This is a genomic window from Microbacterium lushaniae, assembly GCF_008727775.1.
GTDB lineage: Bacteria > Actinomycetota > Actinomycetes > Actinomycetales > Microbacteriaceae > Microbacterium > Microbacterium lushaniae.
In genome coordinates this window covers 152,787-176,582 of record NZ_CP044232.1, presented here as the reverse complement: position 1 = coordinate 176,582, position 23,796 = coordinate 152,787, and the positions used below count along the sequence as shown (strand labels likewise).

Below are 23,796 nucleotides of genomic sequence, written 5' to 3'. Positions count from 1 at the left end.
CGGTGCGCCGAGCGGCAGCATCCGTGCGGTGAACGGCATCCCGCCCGCCGCTCTTCCGCCACCGGCGGATGGCGGAACACCCGGGGCGCCGCCTACGTTGGGGACAGCGACCGGAAGGACATCCGATGACCGACGACATGACCGTGACCCGCAACGACGAGCAGTCGCGCTACGAGATCCACGTGGGGGACCGCCTCGGCGGATTCCTCGTCCTCGAGCCGTCCGAGGAAGGCGCGGTGAACCTGCCGCACACCCAGATCGACCCGGACTTCAAGGGGCAGGGACTCGGAACGACGCTCGTCGCCGAGGCCCTCGCGGATCTGGCCCGCCGGGGCGAGGCCGTCCGGCCGACGTGCCCGTTCGTGACGCACTACCTGCGCGAGAACGAGGTCGCCGGGCTCATCGTGGACTGGGCGGACGATGACCCAGAGGAGGCGGCGGCCCCGTCGGAGAGCTCCGGCTGACCGCTACCTCTTGTCGCGGCGGGGCGCGCGCTTCCGCTTCTCCGGGAGCGGCGTCTGATAGACGTCGGGCACCCCGTCGCCGTCGTCGTCGATCTCCTCGGCCTCGTGGATGCGGCGGTACCGGCGGTTGCGCACCAGCAGGATGCTCGAGGCCAAGAGCGACGCGAGCACCGAGGCGAGCATGATCGCGATCTTGGCGTCGCCGTTGTGGAGCGATCCCTCGCCGAAGCTGAGCTCTGCGATCAGGAGCGAGACGGTGAAGCCGATCCCGGCGAGGAGGCCCACGCCGAGCAGATCGACCCAGCGGAGGGCCGGGTCCAGACGGATGCGGCCGACGAGGGTGATCAGGCGCACCGCCAGCAGGATGCCGATGGGCTTTCCCAGCACGAGAGCCGCCACGATGCCGATGGTGACGGGGTCGGTGGCCGCGCGCACGATCCCGTCGACGCCACCGATGGAGACGCCGGCGGCGAAGAACGCGAACACCGGCACCGCGAATCCCGACGACAGGGGGCGGAAGCGGTGCTCGAACTCCTCCGCCAGGTCGTGGCGCGAGCCCGCACCCCGATCCCGCCGCGACGCCCGCACCGGGATCGTGAAGGCCAGGGCGACCCCGGCGATGGTCGCGTGCACCCCGGAGGCGTGGAGGAACGCCCACGCGACGAACCCGATGGGCAGCAGGACGAGCCACGCCGCGAGCGGCCGGCCCGCGAACAGCGCGCGATAGCGCTGGGCGATGACCCCGTAGACGGCGATGACCGCCGCAGCGATCACGAGCGGGACCACCTGGATCTCGCTCGTGTAGAAGATCGCGATGATCGCGATGGCGATGAGGTCGTCCACGACGGCCAGGGTCAGCAGGAAGATCCGCAGCGGGCTGGGCAGGTGCGACCCCACGAGGGCCAGCACGGCCACCGCGAAGGCGATGTCGGTCGCGGTCGGGATGGCCCACCCCTGCGCAAGGGAGGACTGCGGACCCACGATCGCGATGTAGATGAGCGCCGGCACGACCACGCCGCCCACGGCGGCGGTCACCGGGACGATGGCGGTGCGGAAACGACGCAGGTCGCCGACCACGATCTCCCGCTTGAGCTCGAGCCCGACGAGGAAGAAGAACACCGCGAGCAGGCCGTCTGCCGCCCACGCCCCGAGGCTCAGCTCCAGATGCCACGGCTCGTACCCGATGCGCAGGTCGCGCAATGCGAAATACCCGTCGGCAGCGGGCGAATTGGCCCACACGATGGCGATCACGGCGGCCAGCACGAGCAGGCCACCGCCGACGGCCTCGGTGCGCAGGAGCGCGGTCACGCGCCGGACCTCGGCGTAGCCGGGCCAGGCGGGGGTGCGGACGGGCGGGGTACGAGTCACGAGGAATCCCTGGGAGTCGACGGAAGAAGTGTCGACCAGACTTCCCGACGCGCCATCCCCAGCCTATCGCGACCACGGCCCGCGCGCGCCGCCGCGGAAAGCGCTCCCCGGGCGGAGCGCGCCTCCGCGGGCGGAGTCACGTGCGCGGGAGGCGGCTCATCGCCCGCCCCGCCACGACGGTCACCGCGACCAGCACCGGAACAAGCGTCGCCATCGTGACGACGATCCCGACCCATCCTGCGGCGGCCCCGATCACGGCGGGTCCGAGCAGGATCCCCGCATAGGCGAAGCCGGTGAAGCGGGTGACGAGCACGCCCGCGGTCACGTCATCGGAGGCGGCGCGCCCGACCGTGCTGAAGAGCAACGGCAGCAGAGCCGACATGCCCAGCCCGGCCACGGCGAAGCCCGCCACGGCGAGGGCGGGTTCCGGCAGCAGCACCGCAGCGGCGAGACCGCAGGCCCCGAGAGCCCCCGCCGCGAGGAAGACGGCTCGCGGCCCGTACCGGTGGGCGAGGCGGTCCCCCGCCAGCCGCCCCGCGGTCTGGCCGACGGCGAAGCCCGTGACCGCCGCCACGCTCAGGGCGAGCGAGGCGCCGCGCCCGTCGTGGAGCATGACCGCACCCCACGCCAGCGCACCCCCTTCGCACACCATGAGCGCCGTCCCGGCAGGACTCAGGAGGAACATGGACCGCGGCCACCGCCCACGCTGCCGTGTCCGGATGCCGGGGCGCCGTGGGCGGGCGGGACGACCCGCCGTCAGGGTGGAGGCGACGAACACCGCGCCGCCGAGGGCGATCGCCGCCACCGCAGCGGTGCGCACGCGAAGGTCCAGCCCGACCGCAGTGGTCACCGCCATCGCCAGCGAAGCGACCACCGCGCTCGCGCTCCACGCGGCGTGGCACGAGCTCACCAGACGCCGGCCGTGCGTGCGTTCGATGCCGACGGCGTAGACGTTCATCGCCGCATCCGCCGCACCGTGCACGGCACCGAAAGCGCTCACCGCCACGAGAAGACCCCCGAAGCCGCGAGCCGAGGGGAGCGCGATCAGCAGCAGCGGCAGGGCCACGAGCGCCACCCGCAGTACGATTCCGGCGCCCACGACCGCGGTCAGGCGACCCGTCGCCTGCATTCCCACGAGCGCGGCGAAGGCGAAGGCGAAGCTGACCCCGCCCAGCGCACCGTCGTCCAGTCGGAACGCCCCCTTCAGCGCCGGAAGCGAGGCGATGTAGCTCGCGCACACGAGGCCGTTCAGGAAGAAGACCGCGCGGGCCGGCCACGCCCCCTTCGCCGTCCCGGCCACGACCCCTCCCAGCCGTTCGCGATGGGTCATCGTGCACTCCTTCCCGTGTCCGCCACTCCTGCCCTGGAAGGACGACGTTCGCGGGCCACCGTGGATCGACAGCCGCCGGGCATCGGGCGCACACTCGGAAGAGGCGGTGATCCTGTCGATTCGGGCGGATCCCGATTCGTCGGTGAAGTGAGCGGACTCCCTTTCGTGTCCGCACGACGGCTGAGGAGAGTGAAATGGCGACGTACATGCTGCTGATCACCGGCGACCGGGCGAGCTGGGAGGACATTCCTCCCGCCGAGCGCCGCCGCATCGACGACGGCCACCGCCGGTTCGCGCAGACCGCGGCCGGAGCGATCATCGCGGGGCACGAGCTGGCTCCGGCCAGCACCGCGACCACGGTGCGCTCGCGCGGGGGCGGACGACCGGAGGTCACCGACGGACCTTTCCTGGAGACGAAGGAGGTGGTCGGCGGCTACTACCTGGTCGACGCGCCCGACCTGGATGCCGCGATCGAGCTGGCCTCCCTGCTCCCCGAGACGGCAGCGCCGTATTCCGCGGGCGTAGAGATCCGGCCCGTCCTCGATGTCACGTGAGTCCGTGCCCGCCGCCGTCGCCGACACGGTGACGGCGGCGTACCGCCAGGAGTGGCCCGCCGTGGTGGCGGCCGTCGTGCGTGTCACGCGCGACCTCGATCTGGCGGAGGACTGCGCGCAGGAGGCGTTCACGTCCGCCCTGACGCGCTGGGCGGCGCACGGCGTCCCCGACCGGCCGGGGGCGTGGCTCACGACGGTCGCGCGCAATCACGCGCTCGACGCGCTCCGCCGCAGGGGACGAGCGGCCCGCCTCCTGCCGCTGCTCGTGATGGACGAGGATGCGATCCACGGCGACCCGGGCGAGCGGGCGGGGACGGGCGTGGACGATGACCGGCTGCGGCTGATGCTGACGTGCTGCCACCCGGCGCTGGAGCGCCCCGCGCAGGTCGCGCTCACGCTCCGTCTGGTCTGCGGCCTGTCCACGGCGGAGGTGGCCCGCGCCTTCCTCGTGCCGCAGGCGACGATGGCGGCGCGCATCACGCGGGCCAAGAAGAAGATCGCCATCGCGCGCATCCCCTTCCGCATCCCGGACGACGACCGGCTGCCGGAGCGGCTGGACGCCCTGCTCCAGGTCGTCTACCTCGTCTTCACGACCGGGCACGCGGCACCCTCCGGAGCATCCGCGGTGCGCGACGATCTGGCCGACACCGCGCTCCGGCTGGCCCGGCTCGTGCATGACCTGATGCCGCACGACGCCCGGGTGGCGGCGATGCTCGCGCTGATGCTGCTCACGACGGCGCGGCGGCCCACGCGCGTGGCGGCCACGGGCGAGCCGGTGGCCCTGCCCGAACAGGACCGGTCGCGATGGGACCGTCCGATGATCGCGGAGGGCGCGGCGCTCGTGCGCCGGAGCCTTCGGACCGTCCCCACGCGCTACGGACTCGAGGCGGCGATCGCGGCGGTGCACGCACAGGCCGGGGACTGGGAGAGCACCGACTGGGCGGAGATCGTCGACCTCTACGATCTCCTCGCTCAGCAGTGGCCCTCGCCCGTGGTCGCCTTGAACCGCGCGGTCGCGGTCGGGTTCCGCGACGGACCCGAGGCAGGGCTGCAGGCGCTCGCCCCGCTGATCGCCGACCCGATCGCGCAGATCTACCCCTACGTGGCCGCCGCGCACGCCGATCTCCTTCGCCGGGCGGGCCGCTCCGAGGAGGCGCGGCAGGCCTACCGCACGGCCATCGGGCTCACCGACAACGCCGCGGAGCGAGCGGGGCTGCAGCGCAGGCTGGACGCGCTGGAGTGAGCACTCCCCGTTTCCGGGATCTCCTCGGTTTCCGTGCGCGTGCGGGGCTCACGCGCGAGGGCGCCCGAGCCGAAGCCCGGACGCCCTCGATGCTGGGGATCAGCGGAGCACGATGAATCCGCTCACCCCCGTGGACGACGCGACGGTGTCACTGCCGCCGTACTGCGCGATCACGACCTTGACGCCCCGCGACTGCGGGGGCAGCGGGATGGTCACGGTGCCCTCGGCGAGCACGCCGGTGTAGGACCGTCCGTTCACCCACACGTCCACCTCGCCGGTCGCCGCTTCACCGCCGGAGGGGGTGACGGCGACGGTGACGGCGTAGTCATGGGACGACGTGCCCACGTAGCGGTTGAGGGTGACCTTGGTCTGCGACGTGAACTTCACGAAGACCCCGGCGCTGTCGGCCACCCCGGGCGTGGGGTTGCCGGCGGCTGTCGCCGTGACCCGCACCGAAAGGGTGGTGCCCACGTCGGCCTTGGTCACCTTGTACGTCTGCGCGGTGGCGCCCTCGATGGGCTGGCCGTCGCGCAGCCACTGGTAAGCGACCTCGACGTCGGCCGGCTCCCAGGTCCCCGGCGTCGCGGTGAGCTTCTTGCCCACACGCGGGTCGCCCGAGATCGTGGGCGCCTCGGTCGCCGCCGGCGGCGCCTGGCCCGATTCCACCGTCAGCACCGTGCGCACCGCCGAGTCGCCGTACTGCGCGACGCCGAGGTACCGCGTCTGCGGCTGCAGACCCGACCACGACAGGGCGTAGGTCGTCTCGACCCCCTGTTCGGCGGGGATCGGGTTCGGGGTCGCCGTCAGCGACCCCTCGCCGCCTTCGGCCGGCACGTTGCCGTGCCACAGGTCCCACGTGAACGGGTCGGTGAAGGAGAACACGTTCGTCTCGATGAGGTACGTGCCCGCCGTCGGGTTCTGCAGCGTCACCTGCTCGTCCGCCGCACCCGTCGCCGACTGCCACACCTGGTAGTAGCGGAGGTCGTCAGGACTGACGACGCGGTACACGGCCAGGTCGAGGTCGCTGGTCTCGTCGTCGGAGGAGTCCAGCGTGAACCGCGACAGCGCGGTGCCCTCGGGCACCTCGACGATCCAGGTGACATATCCGTCGTTGTCGGCACCGGAGTTCTCGTCACCCGTGTGACCTTCCACGGGGTTGTCGGGATCGGCCAGGAGCGTCATCGGCGCCAGGCCGCTGAGGTTCACCGGCAGCTCGCCCGTGATCCCCGGCGTGATCGTGACGTCGGTGCTGCCGGTGATGCCGGTGCCCGACACCTCGGCCGGAGCATCCGCCGTCACGGGCTGGATGACGATGGGCGAGCGCACGGTGGTGTCGCCGCTCGTCCAGGTCAGCCGTCCGCTCGTCCACTCCTCGGCGGCGGCATCGGCACGCGTGAACGTCACCGTGTACGACCGGGTCTCCCCCGCCGCGCCGAAGGTCAGCGACGCCGGCTCGACCACCGCATCGATGCCAGGGACGTCGATGGATGCGGTGAAGGTACCCGCCTGCGTGGCGGTCACGGTGCGCGTCACCGTCTGGGGCGTGGAGAGCGATCCGATCGCAATGGAGGCGAGGTTCAAGTCGCTGCCGTCGATCGGTTCGACCCCGAAGTCCTGGAGGCCTTTGCCCTGCAGGAACGCCGCCCAGTCCGCCGACCCGTTGAGGTAGAGCAGCCCGGGCTCGAAGAACCGGGTGGGGTCGACGTGTCCGGCGCCCTGCGCGAACGGATCGGTGGCCGTGGAGCCGTCGTCGTTCACGGTGTCGTACGCGGTGGTCATCATCGCCGACTTGATCTCGGCCGGCGTCGCGTTCGGACGCTCGCCCAGATACAGCGCGGCGAGCCCGGCGACGTGCGGGGCCGACATCGACGTGCCCGACTTGAAACCGAACGTCGGGTCTTCGCCGGCGCGGTTCTGGGTCGCCGCGAGGATCGCCACGCCGGGTGCGGTGATGTCGGGCTTGAGGATGTCGCTGCCGTCGGCGAGCATCGGCCCGCGGCTGGAGAAGCCCGCGACCACCGGGGTCGGGGTCTCCACGCCCGTGACGTTCTCGCCGATCAGGGTGGCCGTGGCATCCGGGGTGTTCCGCACGTACTCCAGCAGCGCGGCACGGAAGGTGTCGGCGATGTGCACCGTCGGCACCGAGTGGAAGTCGTTGTCGAGCGAGGACGGCGTGACGTTGACGAGGATCATGCCGATCCCGCCCGCCTCCTCCACGGCCTGCGACTTCTCGATGCGGGCGTTCTCGCCGCGGTCGCACACGACGATCTTCCCCGCGGCCTCCGCCGGGTCGAGCGCGCCGATGTAGCACAGCGCGGCCTGGGCCGGATCGGCGCCGTCCGCGACGATGTCGCCGGCGTAGACCACCGGACCGGTGATCTCCTCACCGACCGGCACGGACACGGATGCGCCGGCGGCCTCGAAGCCGTTGGGCAGCTGCACCGTGCCCTCGTAGGTGGGGACGGTGGATGCGGCGACCGTGGTGTACCACGGCGATGCGTGGTCGGCGGTCGCGGCGCCGGGGCCGTCGTTGCCGGCGCTGACGGAGACGAAGATCCCCGCGGCGGCAGCGTTGAAGAACGCACGGTCTTCGGTGGCGAGGGTCGTGGTGGCCGCGCCGCCCCCGATGGAGTAGTTGATGACGTCGACGCCGTCGCTCACGGCCGCGTTGATGGCGGCGAGCAGGTCGCTCAGGGCGCAGATGTCGTCGGTGTTGTCCAGCGGGTCGGGCCCGGCGTAGCAGGCCTTGTAGGAGGCGACCTTCGCCCCCGGCGCCACCCCGGAGATCTCCTCGAAGTCGATGCCCTCGACGCTCGCGGCGATGGCGTGGTTGCCGGCGGCAGTGCCGGCGGTGTGCGATCCGTGGCCGTCCCCGTCACGCGGGGAGAGCACGTCGGCGGAGAAGTCGTAGCCTGCCGCCGCGGCCCCCGAGCTGAAGTACTTCGCGCCGATGAGCTTGGTGGAGTAGTCCCCGGCGTCCCACTCGTCGCCGGTCACGCGCTCGCTGCGGAACGTCGTGCCGTCGCCCTTGGCGAAGACGACCTCGTTGCCGTCGAGGTACGGCTCCGCGCCGGGCGAGGTGCCCAGGGGCTCGCCTGCGAACGACGGATGCTCCGGCGCGATGCCGGTGTCGATGACGCCGACGACCGTGCCGGCGCCCGCTGCATCCGGCCCACCGACCGCTTCCCACACGCCGCCGTCGCCTTCGAGCCCGAGGAACTCGGTGGAGGGGACCGCGTCGGGGTGGCGGATCTCGTCGGGAACCACCGCGGCCACGCCCTCCGTGGCCGCGAGCTTCGCCGCCTGCTTTGCGCTCAGCTGGGCGCTGAAGCCGTTGGCCGCCAACGTGTACGAGTACTCGCGGTCGGCCCCGACCTCTGCGGCGACCTCCTGCTGACGGCCGTCGAGGAACTCGGTGTACTCCTGCACCTCGGGGGCGCGCGCGTCGAGCTTGTCGCCCTCGTCGGGCTGCGTCGCCCGCAGGTCGGAGACACCGCCGTCGTAGGTCGCCGCCGGCGCCTCCTCCAGCAGCACGATGTACTGACCGCCGGGGGAGTCGAACGGAACGGGACTGGTCACCTCCCCTGCCGCGACGGCGCCATAACCGGCGGTGGCGGACAGGCCGGTCAGGAGCGCGGCAACCGCCACGACCGCGACCGAACGCAGGGGTCGACCCATAATGCGCTCCAGACGGGGGATGTATCGAGCGAAGTGCGCGACGCCTCTGCCACGCGTCGCACAAACATAGCTCACAGGGCAATCCCAGCCAATGGTCCTCCGGCATGAATATCGCCGCCGGCTCGGGCGGGCTCTCAGACGCCGGGGGTACGCTGAACGCGTGGCCGCGGCATCCCGACTCCCCACGCGCGTCCTGCTGATATGCGCGGCGATCGGCGTCGCAACCGGGCTGCTCTCGGCCGGATGGGCGGTGCTGCACGCCATCACCGCCGTGAGCGCCGTCGCCCTGTACGGCCTCGTGCTGGGCTTCCACGCCCTGCCCGGCGTCATCGCGCAGGAGATGCTGCGCCAGCCGTGGGTCGCCCTCATCACGCACGCGATCGCCGCGATCGTGGGATCGGCCATCGCCCCGACCATGCTCGCCGGGTACATCCTCGCCGCCGTCGTCTTCGGCGGCGTGCAGGAGGGGGTCGCCGCGCTCACCCGCTACCGCCACTGGGAGCCGTGGCGCTTCTTCCTCTCGGCAGCGGTGACCGGCCTGCTGCTGGCCGTGCCGATGTGGTTCGCGTTCGACGTCGCCGCCTTCCCGGTGTGGGTGCAGGTGGCCTTCGTGGCCCTGTTCCTGCTCGGACCCGTCGCGTGGACCGCCGTCGGACTCGCGGTCGGCGCGGGCCTGCGCCGCGCCGGCGTCGCCCGCACCGCGACGCGGCGGTGACCGGAATCTCCGGCGCGCCGCTCCTGCGGGTTCGCGACGTGGCGATCACCCACGAGGGGGCCGAGGTCGCCACCCCGGCACACGTCGCGTTCGACGTCGCCCCCGGCGAGGTCGTGCTGCTGCTCGGGCCCAGCGGCTCGGGCAAGTCCACCCTCGCGCTCGCACTGAACGGCCTCATCCCGCATGCCGTGGCCGCGACGGTGACCGGCTCGATCGAGGTGGCCGGCATGGATGCGGCGACCACTCCGGTGGCCACGCTCAGCACGCGCGTGGGGATGGTGTTCCAGGACCCGGACGCGCAGATCGTCACCGGGACGGTGCTCGACGAGGTCGCCTTCGGCCCGGAGAACCTGCTGCTGCCGGTGGACGTCGTCCTCGCGCGGGCCGAGGCCGCCCTGCGCCGCGTGGGCCTGTGGGAGCGGCGGGGCGAGAACCCCGACCTGCTCTCGGGCGGAGGACGGCAGCGCCTCGCGATCGCGGCGGCCCTCGCGATGGGCTCGCCCCTGCTCGTACTCGACGAGCCCACCGCCAACCTCGACCCCTCGGGAATCGAGGAGGTGTACGCCGCGCTGGCCGACGTGGTCGCCGCCGGCGACCGCGCGATCGTGCTCGTCGAGCACAACCTCGACGCCGCCGTCGGCCTGGTCGACCGGGTGGTGGTGCTCGACGGAGCGGGGCGGCTGGTCGCCGACGGTCCCGTCGACGACGTGCTGCGCGGTCGCGCGGAGGAGCTGCAGGCGATCGGGGTGTGGCTGCCGACCTCGCTCCTGGCCGCGCTGCGGCTGCGCCGCGCGGGGTACGACATCGATCCGCTCCCCCTCACGCCGGCCGAACTGCGCGCCGCGCTCGAGCGCGCGCCGGTCCCGGCGGCGGCGCCGGTGACGCCGGCGGAAGACGGGCCGACCGCATCCGTCGGTGAACCGATCGTGCGGGTGCGCGGGCTCACCCTGACCCGTGGACGGGGCACCGCCCGCACGACCGTCCTGGACGCCGTCGACCTCGACGTCGCGGCGGGCGCGTTCGTCGCGGTCGTGGGAGCCAACGGCGCCGGAAAGACGACGCTCGTGCAGGCCGTCGCGGGTGTGCTCCGTCCGCCGCGGGGAACGGTGCGGGTCGACGGACTCGACGTGCACTCCGCCGACGCCCGCACCCTGTCGCGGCGCGTCGGCTTCGTCTTCCAGAACCCCGAGCACCAGTTCATCGCGCACACCGTGTTCGACGAGATCGCCCACGGACTGCGGATGCAGCGGCTGGCCGACGACGTCGTCCGGGCGCGCACGGGCGAGATCCTGGAGCGATTCGGTCTCACCCGCTACGCCGGCACGCACCCCTTCCTGCTCTCCGGCGGGCAGAAGCGGCGGCTGTCGGTGGGCACCGCGCTCGTGGGCGGCGCCCGCATCCTCGTGCTCGACGAGCCCACCTTCGGGCAGGATCGCGCGCGGGCCGACGAGCTGCTGACGCTGCTGGACGACCTGCGCCGCGAGGGCACGACGATCGTCGTGGTCACGCACGACATGCAGCTCGTGGCCGATCACGCCGAGCACGCCGTCGTCCTCGCCGGAGGCCGCGTGCTGGCCTCGGCGCCCACCGCCGACGTGTTCGCCGACGACGCCCTCATCGCCCGGGCAGGCCTGCGGCCGCCGCCGCTGCGGGTCGCGCTGCACGCACTGCCGCAGCATCCGGAGCTGTCCACCGTCGCGCGGCTCGCCGACCTTCCGGGCGCGACCGGATGAGCGCGCGCGCGGACCCGTACGCCGCCCCCCTCGCCGCCGGCCGGCTGCGCTTCCTGTCGCACCTGAACCCGCTCGCCAAGCTCGCGGCGCCGCTGCCGGCGATCGTGCTGCTGCTGTTCGCGCGTGACCTCGTCACACCGCTCGCCTTCCTCGCGCTCGGGTGCACCGTGCTGCTGGTGGGCGCGCCCTGGACGCGACGCCTGGGCATCGCGCTGGGCGTCGTCGTGCCCCTGGGGGTGGTCGCCGTCGGCCTGACGTTCTCCCTGTGGACGGATGCGAGCCGCGTCGACGACACCGCGGCGCTGGTGCAGCTGGGCGGGTGGACCTGGTACGCCGGCGCGCTGGAGAGCGGGTTCTCCACCGCTCTGCGGCTGGCCGCCATCCTCGTCCTCGCCCTCATCGGCGGGATGACCACGACGGGGCCCGACCTCGTCCGCGCCCTCGTCCAGCAGCTGCGCGTGCCGTACCGGATCGGGTACACCGCCCTGGCCGCGTTCCGTTTCGTGCCGCGCTTCGGGTACGAGCTCGACGTCATCCGCCAGGCCCATCGCGTCCGCGGGGCCCACGGCGGCCGCGGCCCCTTCGCCGCCGTCGCGCGATGGATCGGGTACATGGTGCCTCTCCTGGCGAGCGCGATCCGTCACGCCGAGCGCGTGGCCCTCGCGATGGATGCACGCGCGTTCGGCGCGTACCCCGAGCGCACCGAACGCCACGTCGTGCCCTTCCGCACCCGCGACGCCGTGTTCGTCGCGATGTTCTGGGCGGTCACCTTCGCACTGTTCTGGGCGGTGCGGGCGGCATGGAGCGCCTGACGGCGCATCCTGCCCTGATGGCGGGCGGCATTCCCTAGAATCGGCCCGATGCCTCGACCGGCGCGGAGGGGGGGGCCATGGCACGGCGCCGCAGAACCGTGGCCCGGCATGCCCGCCTGACTTCGCCCAGCATCGGCGGGCAGCTGCTCACCCTGGTGGCCGTGGCCGTGGCGGTCGTGCTCGTGGCCGCCGCCGGCACCGTCGCCTACGCGACGTACGACCTCGCCGCGAGCTTCACCGAAGACGCCGTCGTCCTCGAAGACCAGCCGGCGCCGCCGCCGGACATCGGGGCGATCGAAGGCGGCGTGAACCTCCTCGTCACCGGCATCGACGAGTGCGAACCGGAGTACGCCCACTTCTTCGGTGGCCGCTGCACCGGGAAGGATGCTGCCAGCCGGCTGAACGACGTCAACATCCTGCTGCACATCTCCGACGCCCCCAGGCGCGTGACCGTGGTGTCCTTCCCGCGCGACCTCATCCTGCAGGCGCCGGGGTGCACCCGCACCGACGGGTCGCGCTGGGGCGGCGGCACCGTGCAGATCAACGAGCTGTACTCCATCGGCGGCCTCAACTGCGTCGCCAACACCGTCGCCGACGTCAGCGACCAGGAGATCCCGTTCGCCGCAACGGTGACCTTCGGCGGCGTCATCGAGATCACCGACGCCGTCGGGGGCGTGGAGGTGTGCCTGGCGCGGGGGATGCGGGACAAGGAGACGGGCATCGACTGGCCCGCCGGTCCGCGCACCATCGCCGGGATCGAGGCGCTGCAGTTCCTCCGCACCCGCTACGGCGTGGGCGGCAGCGACCTCGCCCGAGTCAGCAACCAGCAGCAGTACATGTCGCGCCTGGCCCGCAAGCTCGTCAGCGAGGAGGTGCTCGCCGACCCCGCGACGCTCTACCGGCTCGCGGCGACGGCACTGCGCAACGTCGATCCGTCCACGTCTCTGAAGCCCCTCACACTCGTGCAGATCGCCCTCGCGGTGAAGGACGTGCCGTTCGAGGAGATCGTCTTCGTGCAGTACCCCACGCTCACCGCGCCGACGGACGCGGACCGCGTCGTCCCGAACTACAGTGCGGCCGAACCCCTGTGGCAGGCGCTGGCCGAGAACCGTCCGATCGAACTCACCGGTGGCGTGGGCGCCAACAACGGCGTCGTCGAGGTCACCCCCGAGCCCACCGACCCGGCTGCTCCCTCGCCGACGGAGACGGCTGCGCCCACCCCGCCCTCCGACGCCGTGGCACTCCCCCCGAGCGTGACGGGCTCGACCGCCGCGCAGGAGACCTGCTCCGCCGGGAACCTCTCCGACTGACCCTGGCGCCCATCCCTCGCGCGCAAAACTCAGGAGATCCGGGCCCCGGACGGCCGCCACGGCACCCCGACCCGGCGTGTCTCCTGAGTTTTGAACAGCGTCGGCCGCCGCCACTGCCGCACGACACCCGCGGACGCCTGCGTGATCAGCGACACCCGCGGCCGCGCCCGCAGCGTCAGCCTGCAGCGGATTCGCCGCTCAGCCACAGCATCCGCCGCACCGGGCGGCTCCGCTGACGGAAAGGGCGGAGCTCAGCGCCGCCCGGCGAGCTGGCGGCCGACGATCTCGCGCATGATCTCGTTCGTGCCGCCGTAGATGCGGTGCACCCGGGCATCGAGGTAGGCCCGCGCGATGGGGTACTCCGTGATGTAGCCGTAGCCGCCGTGCAGCTGCACGCACGTGTCGAGCACTTCACCCTCGCGCTCGGTGGTCCAGAACTTGACCTTCGCGGCCTCCTCGGGCGTGAGCTTGCCCTCGCCGTACAGTGCGATCGCGCGATCGACGTACGCCCACAGCACGTCCACCGTGGTCGCCACATCGGCGAGCCGGAAGCGCGTGTTCTGGAAGTCGATGACGGGTGTGCCGAACGCCTCGCGGCTCTTGACGTACTCGAGGGTCCAGGCCAGGCCGGCGTCGGCGGCCGCCGCGGCGGCGACGCCGATCGACAGGCGCTCGAGCGGCAGATTGCGCATGAGCTGGATGAAGCCGTGCCCCTCCTCGCCGCCGATGAGGTTCTCTTCCGGGACGAAGACGTCGCTGAACGACAGCTCCGCGGTGTCGTGGCCCTGGAAGCCCATCTTGTGCAGCTTCTTGCCGTGCTCGAAGCCCGTCATGCCGTTCTCGATCAGCAGCAGGCTGAACGCATCCGGCCGGTTGCCCTCCCCCGTCTTGACGAAGGTGACGACGAGATCGGCGGTCTTGCCGCTGGAGATGAACGTCTTGGCGCCGTTGACGAGATACCCGCCGTCGACCTTCTTCGCGGTGGTGGTCACTGCACGAAGGTCGCTGCCGGCGCCGGGCTCGGTCATCGCCAGGGCACCGATCACCTCGCCCGTAGCCATTCCCGGCAGCCACTTCTGCTGCTGCTGCGGCGTGCCGAAGTGCGCGAGATAGGGCACGGCGAGGTCATCCTGGATGCCGAAGGCCCCGGCGAGCGAACCGGCACCGGCGCGGATGATCTCCTCCATCACGATGGTGCGGAAGCGGTAGTCCTGCAGCATCCCGGCGCCGCCGAACTCCTCCGGCACCGACAGGCCGATGAGGCCCGACTGACCGGCCGCGAGCATCGTCTCGCGATCGATCTCGCCTTCGGCGTCCCAGCGCTCGCGCGCCTGGTTGGAGACGTAGCGCTTGACGAATTCGCGCACCACGTCGCGGAACGCCTCGTGGTCTTCGTCGTAGATGTCGCGGTCCATGCCGACTCCCTCTCTGCTCCGAGCGGATGCTGTGGGCCACGGCCGATCGACCGTGCTGCCCGAGCGAGTCTAAGCCAGCCGCCCGCGCGTCCGACGTCCGCTGTCGGAACCGCATCCCACCGACGGTGATACCGGGTGCCGCGTTGTGGGATGACGCCAGACGGCCTGCCGGCGGGGTCTACTCCGTGTAGCCGGGGGCCGGCGGAAGGCCGAAGAACTCCTCGAGCGTGGTCCATCCGCCCTCGTGGTACGTGCGCGCCAGGTCGGGCCCGATGTACCGCAGGTGCCACGGCTCGGGCATGTAGCCGGTGACGTCCGTGCGGCCCTCGACGTAGCGCACGATCCAGCCGTGCTCCCACGCGTGCTCGGCGATCCACTGGCCCTGTGCTGACCCGGCGAGGTCGTCGATCGTCGCGCACGACCCATCGCACGGGACGACGTCGGCCGTGAGACCGGACTGGTGCTCGCTGAACCCCGGTCGAGCACTGACGAGATCGGCGCCCGCCACCCCGCGATCTGCGGCGTGGCCGCCGTACGTGCCGCGCTGGGTCGCATACGAACGGTACGCACTCTCCACGGCGATCTCGCCGGCACCGGCGTCGGCCGCCGCCCGCACGAGGGCGCTCAGCGCGCCGGCGGCATCCTCGCGCAGGGCGGTGTCGGCGAGGGTGCGGACACCGTCGGGCGGGCGCAGCGGGCTCGGCTCGGCGTCGATGGGGACGTACGGACGCTGCTTGTTGATGACGACCCACACGCGGGCCGGATCGTCCAACCGGATGCACGGGGCCGTCCCGGCAGCCACCGCGGATCGGAACAGCTCGGGCCCGCCGGCGGCACCGATCGCCGCCGCGTCATCGCCCGCTGCCAGGGCGGCGGTGAGCGCCGGGTCTTCGCACAGCGTCCCGCCACCGGTCGTCCGGCCACCGGTCGTCCCGCCGCCGGTCGTCCCGGGCGACATCACGGGCGTGGGGAGCCCCTCCGCGGGGATGGGCTGGATGAGAGCCTGCACGGTCTCGCGCGCAGGCGCGCTCGGCCGCGCCGATGGTTCGGCGAGGTCGGGGGCCGTGAGGGCGGCGCCGGTGGCCGCCGCCGCACCCGTTGCGAGCACGAGGGCGCCGGCGAGCGCCACGATGACGCGCATTCCGGGGCGCCGGCGCCTGGCGTGCTGCGCGGGAGCCGTCACGCGCGCATGCTCAGCGCGCTCCGCGGCCTCGCGAAGCGCGCGGCGCGTCAGTGCGTGCGGGTCGGGTGCCGTCACGCTCCCATTGTCCCCCAGCCCGCCTCCCACGTCAGCGCATCGCACCTGCTTCGAATCTCGAACCCAGCGTCTTGACACACATTCGCAGTTCTGTTCCCATTGAGGAATGAGATGGCAAGGGCAGCAGCTCGGAGTCGACGACCCCTCCGCCCTGCCGGGCATGGAGCGCATGGACGGCCTGGTCCGCTCCGTCACGACCCCCGAGTTCGCCGGGATGACCTTCCACGAGGTGCTGTGCAAGACGGCGCTGAACCGCGTGCCCGGCGCATCCGCGATGCCGTTCGACTGGACGGTGAATCCGTACCGCGGATGCAGCCACGCCTGCACGTACTGCTTCGCCCGCGGAACCCACGAGTACCTCGACCTGGACGCCGGCAGCGATTTCGATTCGCAGATCGTGGTCAAGGTCAACGTCGCCGACGTACTGCGAACCGAGCTGCGCCGCGGGTCATGGACGCGAGAGCCGGTGATGCTCGGCACCAACACCGACCCGTACCAGCGCGCCGAAGGCCGCTACCGGATCATGCCGCAGATCGCTTCGGCCCTCACCGAGTCGGGCACGCCGTTCTCGATCCTCACCAAGGGTTCGCTGCTGCGGCGCGATCTGCCGCTGCTCACGGATGCGGCGGCCTCGGTGCGCGTGTCGCTGGCGATGTCGATCGCGGTGTTCGACGACGAGCTGCAGAAGTCGGTCGAACCGGGGACGCCGACCGCGCAGGCCCGCCTGGACACCGTCCGCGCGGCCACCGAGGCGGGGTTCCGGGTGACCGTCTTCCTCATGCCGATCCTCCCCCACCTCACCGATTCGGTCGCAGCTCTCGACGACGCCCTGCGCCGCATCAGCGAAGCCGGCGCCGCACGCGTCGTGTACGGCGCGCTGCACCTGCGGCCGGGGGTGAAGCCGTGGTTCTTCGCGTGGCTGGAGCGCGAGCATCCGGAGCTCGTCTCGTCGTATGGGGGGCTCTACCCCGGGGTGTCGTCGCAGGCGCCGAAGGGGTACCGGACGTGGCTGGCGGCACGCGTGCGGCCGTTGCTGCGGCTGCATCGCCTGGACGGGCGCGACGAGGACGATCACCCGCGCGGCCGCCCCGTGCCGGGCCTCGCCGACCGCTCGCTGCGCCCGGCCCAGAGCGACCCGGGCGCGTTGCGGGGGCTCGGCCCGGTGCAGGAGACGCGGCCTCGGGTGGCACCTGCCGCCGCGCCCATGCTTTTCTGACACCCTCGCGTTACCCGCAGACGGCGAAACCGCACCGCACCGGCGAAACAGCGACATGATGTCGCGGTCCGTCGGTGCGATGCGGTCTCGCGGAGTCGGGCTCGCGTCAGGCGGGGACGTCCGCCGCCTCGGCGACCTCGGCCACGTCGGCGGTCGCGCCCACGCGCAGCTGCTCGAGGAGGTCGTCGCCGGGGCGCACCTCGTCGAACGGGGCCTCGATCTCGGCGCGCTGCAGCATCTCGGTCATGCGCCGGCGGCGCTGACGCGGGATGAGCGTCACGACGGTGCCCGCGCGACCCGCGCGGCCGGTGCGGCCCGAGCGGTGCAGGTACGTCTTGTACTCGTCGGGCGCGTCGGCCTGGATCACCAGGTCGATGTCGTCGACGTGGATGCCACGGGCTGCGACATCCGTCGCCACCAGGACACTGACGCGCCCCGAAGTGAGCCGCTCGAGGTTGCGCGTGCGCTTGGCCTGGTTGAGATCACCGTGCAGAGCGACGGCCGAGATGCCCGCATCGTCGAACTGCTCGGCGAGCATCTCGGCGAAGGCGCGCGTGCGCGCGAAGACCAGGGTCTTGCCGTCGCGGTCGACGAGCGAGGTGAGGATCTCGGCCTTGTCGCGGTGGTCGATGACGAGGATGCGGTGGTCGATGGTGCTCGACTCCTGCGTCTCGCCGGCGACTTCGTAGACGGCGGGGTTGACGAGGAACTCGTCCACGAGCGCGGCGACCTCACGGTCCAGCGTCGCCGAGAACATCAGCTTCTGCGCGCCGTCCTGCACGAGGCGCAGGATGCGCTGCATCGGCTCGAGGAATCCGAGCTCGCTCATGTGATCGGCCTCGTCGAGCACGACGATGCGCACGTCGGAGAGGTCGAGCTTGCCCTGGCGGATGAGGTCTTCGATGCGACCGGGGGTGCCGATGATGATGTCGACGCCCTTGCGGAGCGCACCCACCTGGCGGGCCTGCGGCACGCCACCGTAGATCTGCGTGGTGAACAGCCCCACGCTGCGGGCGATGGGCTGCACGGTGCGGTCGATCTGCAGCGCGAGCTCGCGCGTCGGGGCGAGGATGAGCGCCTGCGGCAGGCGAGCGAAGGCACGCTTCTGACCCGCCTGCGAGCGCAGGAGGCTTTCCACGAGGGGTGCGCCGAAGGCGATCGTCTTGCCGGAGCCGGTCCGGCCGCGGGCGAGAACGTCACGGCCCTCGAGGATCGGGGCGACGGTGGCGGCCTGGATCGGGAACGGCGCGGCCGCGCCGAGATCGGCGAGCGTGCGGACGATGTTGTCGCCCAGCCCGAGGCTCGTGAAGGTCACGTCCGAGGTCTCCTCGGTCTGGACCGCCTGGGCCTGCAGCTTCTCGTGCACGACGTCGACGTGCTGCTCATGCGCCTTCGAGGTGGTCGAGGCGTTCCAGTCCGAACGGGCCGGACGCTCTTCGCGGCGGGGGCGGTCGGAGAAGTCGCGCCGGGGGCGGTCGTCGAAGGACCGCGCGGGACGGTCATCCCGACGGGGACGGTCATCGAACGAACGCGCCGGACGGTCGTTGTACGGACGGGCCGGACGGTCATCGCGGGCCGGACGGTCATCGAAGGAACGTGCGGGGCGGTCGTTGTAGGGACGGGCCGGACGGTCATCGCGCGCCGGACGGTCATCCCGACGGGGACGGTCATCGAACGAGCGTGCGGGGCGGTCGTTGTACGGACGGGCCGGACGGTCATCGCGCGCCGGACGGTCATCCCGACGGGGACGATCATCGAACGAGCGCGCCGGACGGTCGTTGTACGGACGGGCCGGACGGTCATCGCGCGCCGGACGGTCATCCCGACGGGGACGATCATCGAACGAACGCGCGGGACGGTCGCCGTACGTGCGGGCTGGACGGTCGTCGAAAGAACGGGCCGGGCGGTCGTCGAACGAACGGGCCGGGCGGTCGTCGGACGAACGACGGGGGCGATCGGTGGAGCGGATGGCGCGAGCCTCGTCGCGGCCGGCGCGCTCCTGCGCGGTCCAGCGGCGCTTCGGCTCGGCGGCGCCGGCCTCGGCGGGGCGGTGGCCGCGGTGGTTCGGGCTCTTGCTTCCGGGGCGCGAGGCGGCAGGCCGCGCGTCGTCGGTGCGGCGCTTGCGGTCCTGGAAAGAGGGCTTGTCGCCGTAGCGCGGCTCGAAGTTCTGGGCGGGCCGGCCGCCGGCCGGCTTCTTGTTCTTGGGCATGGGGAAACTTCCTGGGTTGTATTCGCGCAAACAGCACGCGCCGTGCACGCAGCACGGCACAAACCCGGACATCCGTCGGCCGGGGCCATTAACTCTGATGATCGTCGGAGCGGATTCGCTCCTCCCATCGGCCCCTTGGACTCACAAACCCATCCGCGCGCAGCGCAGTGTCCAAAGCCGACGCATCAACGTTAGCGCACGTGCCTGGGAACATGCCCCGGCGACCTCAGGTGACGGGTGTGGCACCGCTCCCAGGGCACTTTCGCGACGAGAATGGCGCCACGCCGGGTAAATTCCCCGTGACGGGGCCGCTTTGGCCTACTTTCACATGCCCCTCGGGGGATAGCATGACCGTGACGGCATGCCGTCGCGCTGGGGGTTTAGTTTGTGGGCCGTCCGGCGTTCGTTGACCGGCGGGCACATGGGGAGCGCGGAGCTCGGCGGGCAAGGGGCGCCCTGTCCGTTTGGGTGGAGTTACCCGAGAATGAGTGTCGTCGTACCCGTCGCCCGAACGCTCTACATCGCGTCACCACGCGCACTCGCTGCGCGCCTGACGTCGATGCAGCTGGCCCTCGGGGTGCTCGTCGTACTCATCGGCGGCATCCTGCTGTCCGTGCTGACGACCACCGATCCGCTGTGGTGGCACCTGCACTTCAGCCAGCTGGGCACGTTCCGCGACACCTCCGGGGCCCTGTTCAACGGCACTCTCGTCGTCGGCGGCAGCCTCGTGGCGCTCTACGCATATCGCGTGCGCCGCGACCTCGTGCGCCTGGGCGCCGTCGTCGGCCGCCGCGGATCGGGCTGGGCCGCACAGGTGTTCCTCACGACCATCGGCGTCAACCTGGCGCTGGTGGGATGCGTTCCCCTCAACGTGAACCAGTCCATCCACGACAATGTCGCCGCGGGAATGGTCTTGGGCTTCGGGGCTCTCCTGGTGTCCTCACCGGTGCTCCTGCATCGGATGCCCCGGCGACTGCTGCTGACCACCCTCGCCGTCTTCGCGTGCCTGTTCGCCGGCGGATGGCTGTTCGTGGACGGCACCATCAACCTCGCGCTGTTCGAAGTGATCGCCTTCAGCGCGATGTTCGCCTGGTCGGGGGTCTTCACCCACTGCCTCGGCTTGCACGCACCGGCGCCGGTCAGCCTGCCGGCCGCCCCCGCCGCAATCCCCGCCGCGTCGCCGGAGCCGGCGCATCCGGCGCTGTCATGCGCGTCGGGTTTGCAGCCGTCGCGTTCGAGCCGGCTCGCTCCGCGCGCCGCTCGCGTCGCCGGCGCGCCCGCTCGCCCCGCCGGTCGGTATCGTCGGCCAGCCGCTCGGGTCGCCGCTCTCGCCAGCCCTCGACCAGGTTGTAGAGGGTCGGCAGGACCAGCAGCGTCAACACGGTCGACGATACGAGTCCGCCGATCACGACGATCGCAAGCGGCTGGGAGATGAACCCGCCCTGCCCCGTGATCCCCAGGGCCATCGGCGTCAGGGCGAAGATCGTCGCCAGCGCCGTCATGAGAATCGGCCGCAGCCGCCGCGACCCGCCCGCGATCGTCGCATCGTGGGCGCTAAGTCCCTGCTCGCGGTACTGATTGACGAGGTCGACCAGCACGATGGCGTTGGTCACGACGATGCCGATCAGCATGAGCACGCCGATGAGCGATGCGACCCCCAGCGGCACGCCGGTGGCCAGCTGCAGCAGGATCGCGCCGGTGGCGGCGAACGGCACCGAGACCAGCAGCAGGAGCGGCTGACGCAGTGACTTGAAGGTCGCCACCATGACGATGTAGACGATGAGGATCGCCGCCAGCAGCGCGAGCCCCAGCTGCGAGAACGCGTTCGTCTGGTCGGCCAGCACGCCGCCGATCTCGGCGTCGGCGCCGCTGGGCAGGTCGGCCGCCGCCAGCGCGCGGGTGACGGTGGCGGATGCCGCGGTGAGGTCGTCCGTGGACGGGGTGACTGTCACCGTGGCCGTGCGCAGGCCCCGCTGGGTCGTGATGGAGGCGGGTCCTTCGCTCTCACCCACGGTGGCGATGCTGTCCAGCCGCACGGGACCGGCGGCGGTGGGGACCTCCAGCGCCCGCAGCTCGTCGAGGGTCGCAGGCGGGTCGGAGACGGCGAGGTAGACCGTGAGAGAGGTTCCGTCGATCTCCACCGTGCCGACCTGTCGCGGCTGTCCCGCCGCCGAGACCAGTCCGCCGACGGCGACCTCCGACAGCCCCCGCTCGGCCGCCGCATCCCGGTCCACGGCGACGGAGATGAAGGGCAGCGAGGCGGCGAGATTGCTGGACACCTGTCCGACGCCCGCGCGACCGTCCAATTCGGCCACGACGGCGTCGGCGGCCTCCTGCAGCGTCTGCCCATCGGGGGCGCTCACATCGATCGCGATGTCGGTGGACCCGAAACCGCCGCCGGCTGCGGCGACCGTGACGGTTCCGACGTCCTCCAGATCGGCGACGGCCTCCTGCACGCGTTCTCGGACGGCGATCTGGTCGGCGTCGGGGTCGGTCGTGACCGAGTACGTCACGCCGCTGCCGCCGCCGGAGAACGCATCCCGCAGCGCCGATCCGCTAGAGCCGATGGACACCTGCACGGTCTCGATGCCGTCGACCTCGGCCAGAGCCTCCTCGACGCGCTGGGCCGCGGCGTCCTCGGCGTCCAGGCTCGGGGCCGGGCCGATGCTCTGCGTGATGGTGAAGGTGTTCTGACCGGAGTCGCCGAGGAAGTTCGTCTTCAGGAAGGGAGCGGCAGCCCCGGTGCCGGCGAGGACGAGGACGGCGAGCCCCAGGGTGGCCCACGAATGCTTGAGCGTCCACGTGAGCACCGGAAGGTACGCCTTCTGAAGCCGGCTGGGCGGAGCATCCGGCGACTCCGGGTCGACGGGGCGGCCCTCGGCATCTTCCAGCTGCTTCCCCGGTCGCAGGAACCAGTACGCCAGAACGGGAACGATCGTCAGGGCGACGAACAACGAGGCGGTCATCGCGATCGCGACCGTCAAGGCGAACGGCCGGAACAGTTCACCCGTGACATCGCCGACGAACGCGATCGGCAGGAAGACGGCCACCGTCGTGATCGTGGACGCCGTGATCGCCGCGGCGACCTCCTTGACCGCCCGGAGGATCGACTGGAGCTTGTCGGCGTCGCCGACGTAGTGCCGTTTGATGTTCTCGATCACCACGATCGAGTCATCCACGACGCGACCGATCGCGATGGTGAGAGCCCCGAGGGTCAGGATGTTGAGGGAGTACCCGAACGCCTGGATGCCGATGAAGGTGATCAGCACGCTGGTCGGGATCGAGATGGCCGTCACGATCGTCGAGCGCACCGACAGCAGGAACAGCAGGATCACCAGCACGGCGAAGGCCAGACCCAGCAGCCCCTCTTCAGCGAGGGCTTCGATGGACTGCTGGATGTAGGGGGCCTGGTCGAACACGACGGTGAACGTCGCGCCCTCCAGCGACTCCTCGAGGTCGGGCAGGACGGCGAGCACGCCGCGGGAGACGTCGACCGTGTTCGCCGCGGGGAGCTTCGTCACCGCGATCGTCAGCGCCGGCTCGCCATCCACGCGCGACACGCTGGAGACCGGGTCGGTCTCCTCGGCCACGGTCGCGACGTCGCCGATCGTGGTCAGCGCGGCACCGAACTGGCCCGCCTCGCTGGGGACGAGCGGAAGGGCGGCGACGTCCTCGACGGAGGTGATCTTCGCGCCGGTCTGAACGGTGAGGCTCTGGCCGTCCTCGGTGATCTCGCCGCCGGGGAAGAGCACCCCGTTCTGGTCGAGGGCGTCGGTGATGGCCTGCTGCGAGAACCCGCGCTCGGCCAGGCGGGCCTGGTCGGGGGTGATCGTCACCCGCTGGCCGAGTCCGCCCACGATCTGCGCCGCGTTGACACCGTCGACGTCCTCCAGGTCGGGGATGACCGTGCCTTCCAGGGTCGCCTGGGCGTTCTCGGCGTCGTCGAATCCGGTCACGGCGATCTGGATGACGGGGAAGTCGTCGATGCTCGCGGAGATCACGTTCGGTTCGACCGACTCCGGCAGCTCGCTGTTGATGCGGTTGACGGCCTGCGTGATCTTCTGTTCGGCCGTGGCCAGATCGGTGCCGTAGGTGAACGACGCCGAGATGATCGAGGCGTTCGTCGTGCTCGTCGCGCTCGTGGACTCCAGTCCCGGCACGCCCTGAATGGCTGTTTCGATCGGAGTGGAGACGTCGTTCTCCACGACCTCGGGCGACGCCCCCGGGTAGGTGGTCACCACCGCGAGCTGGGGGAACTCGATCGAGGGGATCAGCTCCTGCTTGAGGTTCACCAGCGCCAAACCGCCGAAGACCGCGGCCACGATCGTGATGAGGGCGATGAGCGCGCGGTTCTTCAAGCTCAGGACGGCGAGATTCGACACAGGGGTCCTTCGGACGGAGCGCGGGAGACGATACGGAGGCGTATCGGGGCCTCAGTATCCCATGCGCGGCCTTCCATTCCCCCAGCTGGCGGCAGCCTCCCAGGTGCTG

General features: G+C 71.7%; 15 protein-coding genes and 1 pseudogene. 9 read left to right on the top strand and 7 right to left on the bottom strand.

What is annotated here, in order from left to right; genetic code table 11:
* Positions 1-125 precede the first annotated feature (125 nt).
* Complete coding sequence (locus F6J85_RS00810; RefSeq protein ID WP_150923432.1) at positions 126-464, top strand: GNAT family N-acetyltransferase; 339 nt, start codon at positions 126-128, stop codon at positions 462-464.
* A gap of 3 nt (positions 465-467) precedes the next feature.
* On the opposite strand, the gene nhaA is transcribed toward F6J85_RS00810, so the two are convergent.
* Entirely contained in the window at positions 468-1,832 is a 1,365-nt protein-coding gene (gene nhaA / locus F6J85_RS00805) for a Na+/H+ antiporter NhaA (RefSeq protein ID WP_150923431.1), read from the bottom strand.
* Positions 1,833-1,968: 136 nt separating this feature from the next.
* The gene (locus F6J85_RS00800; protein WP_150923430.1) at positions 1,969-3,162 is read right to left on the bottom strand and encodes an MFS transporter; all 1,194 of its coding nucleotides are present in this window, start codon (positions 3,160-3,162) and stop codon (positions 1,969-1,971) included.
* 194 nt (positions 3,163-3,356) lie between these two features.
* On the opposite strand from F6J85_RS00800, the gene F6J85_RS00795 reads away from it, so the two are divergent.
* Both F6J85_RS00795 and F6J85_RS00790 read left to right on the top strand, forming a co-directional pair.
* Positions 3,357-3,716: a YciI family protein gene (locus tag F6J85_RS00795; protein WP_150923429.1), complete on the top strand. Its 360-nt coding sequence runs from the start codon at positions 3,357-3,359 to the stop codon at positions 3,714-3,716.
* A gap of 4 nt (positions 3,717-3,720) precedes the next feature.
* Positions 3,721-4,959 carry an RNA polymerase sigma factor gene (locus F6J85_RS00790; protein WP_238707017.1) on the top strand — a complete coding sequence of 413 codons (1,239 nt, stop codon included), beginning with the start codon at positions 3,721-3,723 and terminating at the stop codon, positions 4,957-4,959.
* A 99-nt stretch (positions 4,960-5,058) separates the two neighbouring features.
* On the opposite strand, the gene F6J85_RS00785 is transcribed toward F6J85_RS00790, so the two are convergent.
* Positions 5,059-8,637, bottom strand: coding sequence for a S8 family serine peptidase (locus tag F6J85_RS00785; RefSeq protein ID WP_191906694.1), 3,579 nt, complete (start codon positions 8,635-8,637; stop codon positions 5,059-5,061).
* A gap of 160 nt (positions 8,638-8,797) precedes the next feature.
* Here F6J85_RS00785 and F6J85_RS00780 point away from each other — a divergent pair, with 160 nt between their 5' ends.
* The 4 genes from F6J85_RS00780 (at position 8,798) to F6J85_RS00765 (ending at position 13,207) form a co-directional block, all read left to right on the top strand.
* Positions 8,798-9,352, top strand: coding sequence for an ECF transporter S component (locus F6J85_RS00780; protein ID WP_150923426.1), 555 nt, complete (start codon positions 8,798-8,800; stop codon positions 9,350-9,352).
* Positions 9,349-11,085 (top strand): ABC transporter ATP-binding protein, encoded by a 1,737-nt coding sequence (locus F6J85_RS00775; RefSeq protein WP_238707016.1) that lies wholly within the window; start codon positions 9,349-9,351, stop codon positions 11,083-11,085. The genes F6J85_RS00780 and F6J85_RS00775 overlap by 4 nt, the downstream gene beginning before the upstream one ends.
* Positions 11,082-11,897: an energy-coupling factor transporter transmembrane component T gene (locus F6J85_RS00770; RefSeq protein ID WP_150923425.1), complete on the top strand. Its 816-nt coding sequence runs from the start codon at positions 11,082-11,084 to the stop codon at positions 11,895-11,897. The genes F6J85_RS00775 and F6J85_RS00770 overlap by 4 nt, the downstream gene beginning before the upstream one ends.
* Before the next feature lie 77 nt (positions 11,898-11,974).
* Positions 11,975-13,207: an LCP family protein gene (locus F6J85_RS00765; protein WP_150923424.1), complete on the top strand. Its 1,233-nt coding sequence runs from the start codon at positions 11,975-11,977 to the stop codon at positions 13,205-13,207.
* A gap of 251 nt (positions 13,208-13,458) precedes the next feature.
* Here F6J85_RS00765 and F6J85_RS00760 read toward each other — a convergent pair whose 3' ends face one another.
* Both F6J85_RS00760 and F6J85_RS00755 read right to left on the bottom strand, forming a co-directional pair.
* Positions 13,459-14,622: an acyl-CoA dehydrogenase family protein gene (locus F6J85_RS00760; RefSeq protein ID WP_150923423.1), complete on the bottom strand. Its 1,164-nt coding sequence runs from the start codon at positions 14,620-14,622 to the stop codon at positions 13,459-13,461.
* A gap of 178 nt (positions 14,623-14,800) precedes the next feature.
* Positions 14,801-15,880, bottom strand: coding sequence for a M15 family metallopeptidase (locus F6J85_RS00755; protein ID WP_191906693.1), 1,080 nt, complete (start codon positions 15,878-15,880; stop codon positions 14,801-14,803).
* A 106-nt stretch (positions 15,881-15,986) separates the two neighbouring features.
* On the opposite strand from F6J85_RS00755, the gene F6J85_RS00750 reads away from it, so the two are divergent.
* Positions 15,987-17,096, top strand: coding sequence for an Rv2578c family radical SAM protein (locus F6J85_RS00750; RefSeq protein ID WP_150923421.1), 1,110 nt, complete (start codon positions 15,987-15,989; stop codon positions 17,094-17,096).
* A 106-nt stretch (positions 17,097-17,202) separates the two neighbouring features.
* Here F6J85_RS00750 and F6J85_RS00745 read toward each other — a convergent pair whose 3' ends face one another.
* Positions 17,203-19,305, bottom strand: coding sequence for a DEAD/DEAH box helicase (locus F6J85_RS00745; RefSeq protein ID WP_150923420.1), 2,103 nt, complete (start codon positions 19,303-19,305; stop codon positions 17,203-17,205).
* A gap of 361 nt (positions 19,306-19,666) precedes the next feature.
* Between F6J85_RS00745 and F6J85_RS18250 the strand changes: the two are divergent.
* Positions 19,667-20,398: pseudogene (locus F6J85_RS18250) on the top strand (DUF998 domain-containing protein); the annotation flags it as partial.
* A gap of 46 nt (positions 20,399-20,444) precedes the next feature.
* Here F6J85_RS18250 and F6J85_RS00735 read toward each other — a convergent pair.
* The gene (locus F6J85_RS00735) at positions 20,445-23,687 is read right to left on the bottom strand and encodes an efflux RND transporter permease subunit (protein WP_150923418.1); all 3,243 of its coding nucleotides are present in this window, start codon (positions 23,685-23,687) and stop codon (positions 20,445-20,447) included.
* Between the last annotated feature and the right edge of the window lie 109 nt (positions 23,688-23,796).

Coding starts and splice junctions, on each gene's coding strand:
- F6J85_RS00810 (WP_150923432.1), top strand. CDS start 126: ATGACCGACGACATGACCGTGACCCGCAACGACGAGCAGTCGCGCTAC.
- F6J85_RS00800 (WP_150923430.1), bottom strand. CDS start 3,162: ATGACCCATCGCGAACGGCTGGGAGGGGTCGTGGCCGGGACGGCGAAG.
- F6J85_RS00795 (WP_150923429.1), top strand. CDS start 3,357: ATGGCGACGTACATGCTGCTGATCACCGGCGACCGGGCGAGCTGGGAG.
- F6J85_RS00785 (WP_191906694.1), bottom strand. CDS start 8,637: ATGGGTCGACCCCTGCGTTCGGTCGCGGTCGTGGCGGTTGCCGCGCTC.
- F6J85_RS00770 (WP_150923425.1), top strand. CDS start 11,082: ATGAGCGCGCGCGCGGACCCGTACGCCGCCCCCCTCGCCGCCGGCCGG.
- F6J85_RS00765 (WP_150923424.1), top strand. CDS start 11,975: ATGGCACGGCGCCGCAGAACCGTGGCCCGGCATGCCCGCCTGACTTCG.
- F6J85_RS00760 (WP_150923423.1), bottom strand. CDS start 14,622: ATGGACCGCGACATCTACGACGAAGACCACGAGGCGTTCCGCGACGTG.
- F6J85_RS00750 (WP_150923421.1), top strand. CDS start 15,987: ATGAGATGGCAAGGGCAGCAGCTCGGAGTCGACGACCCCTCCGCCCTG.
- F6J85_RS00745 (WP_150923420.1), bottom strand. CDS start 19,305: ATGCCCAAGAACAAGAAGCCGGCCGGCGGCCGGCCCGCCCAGAACTTC.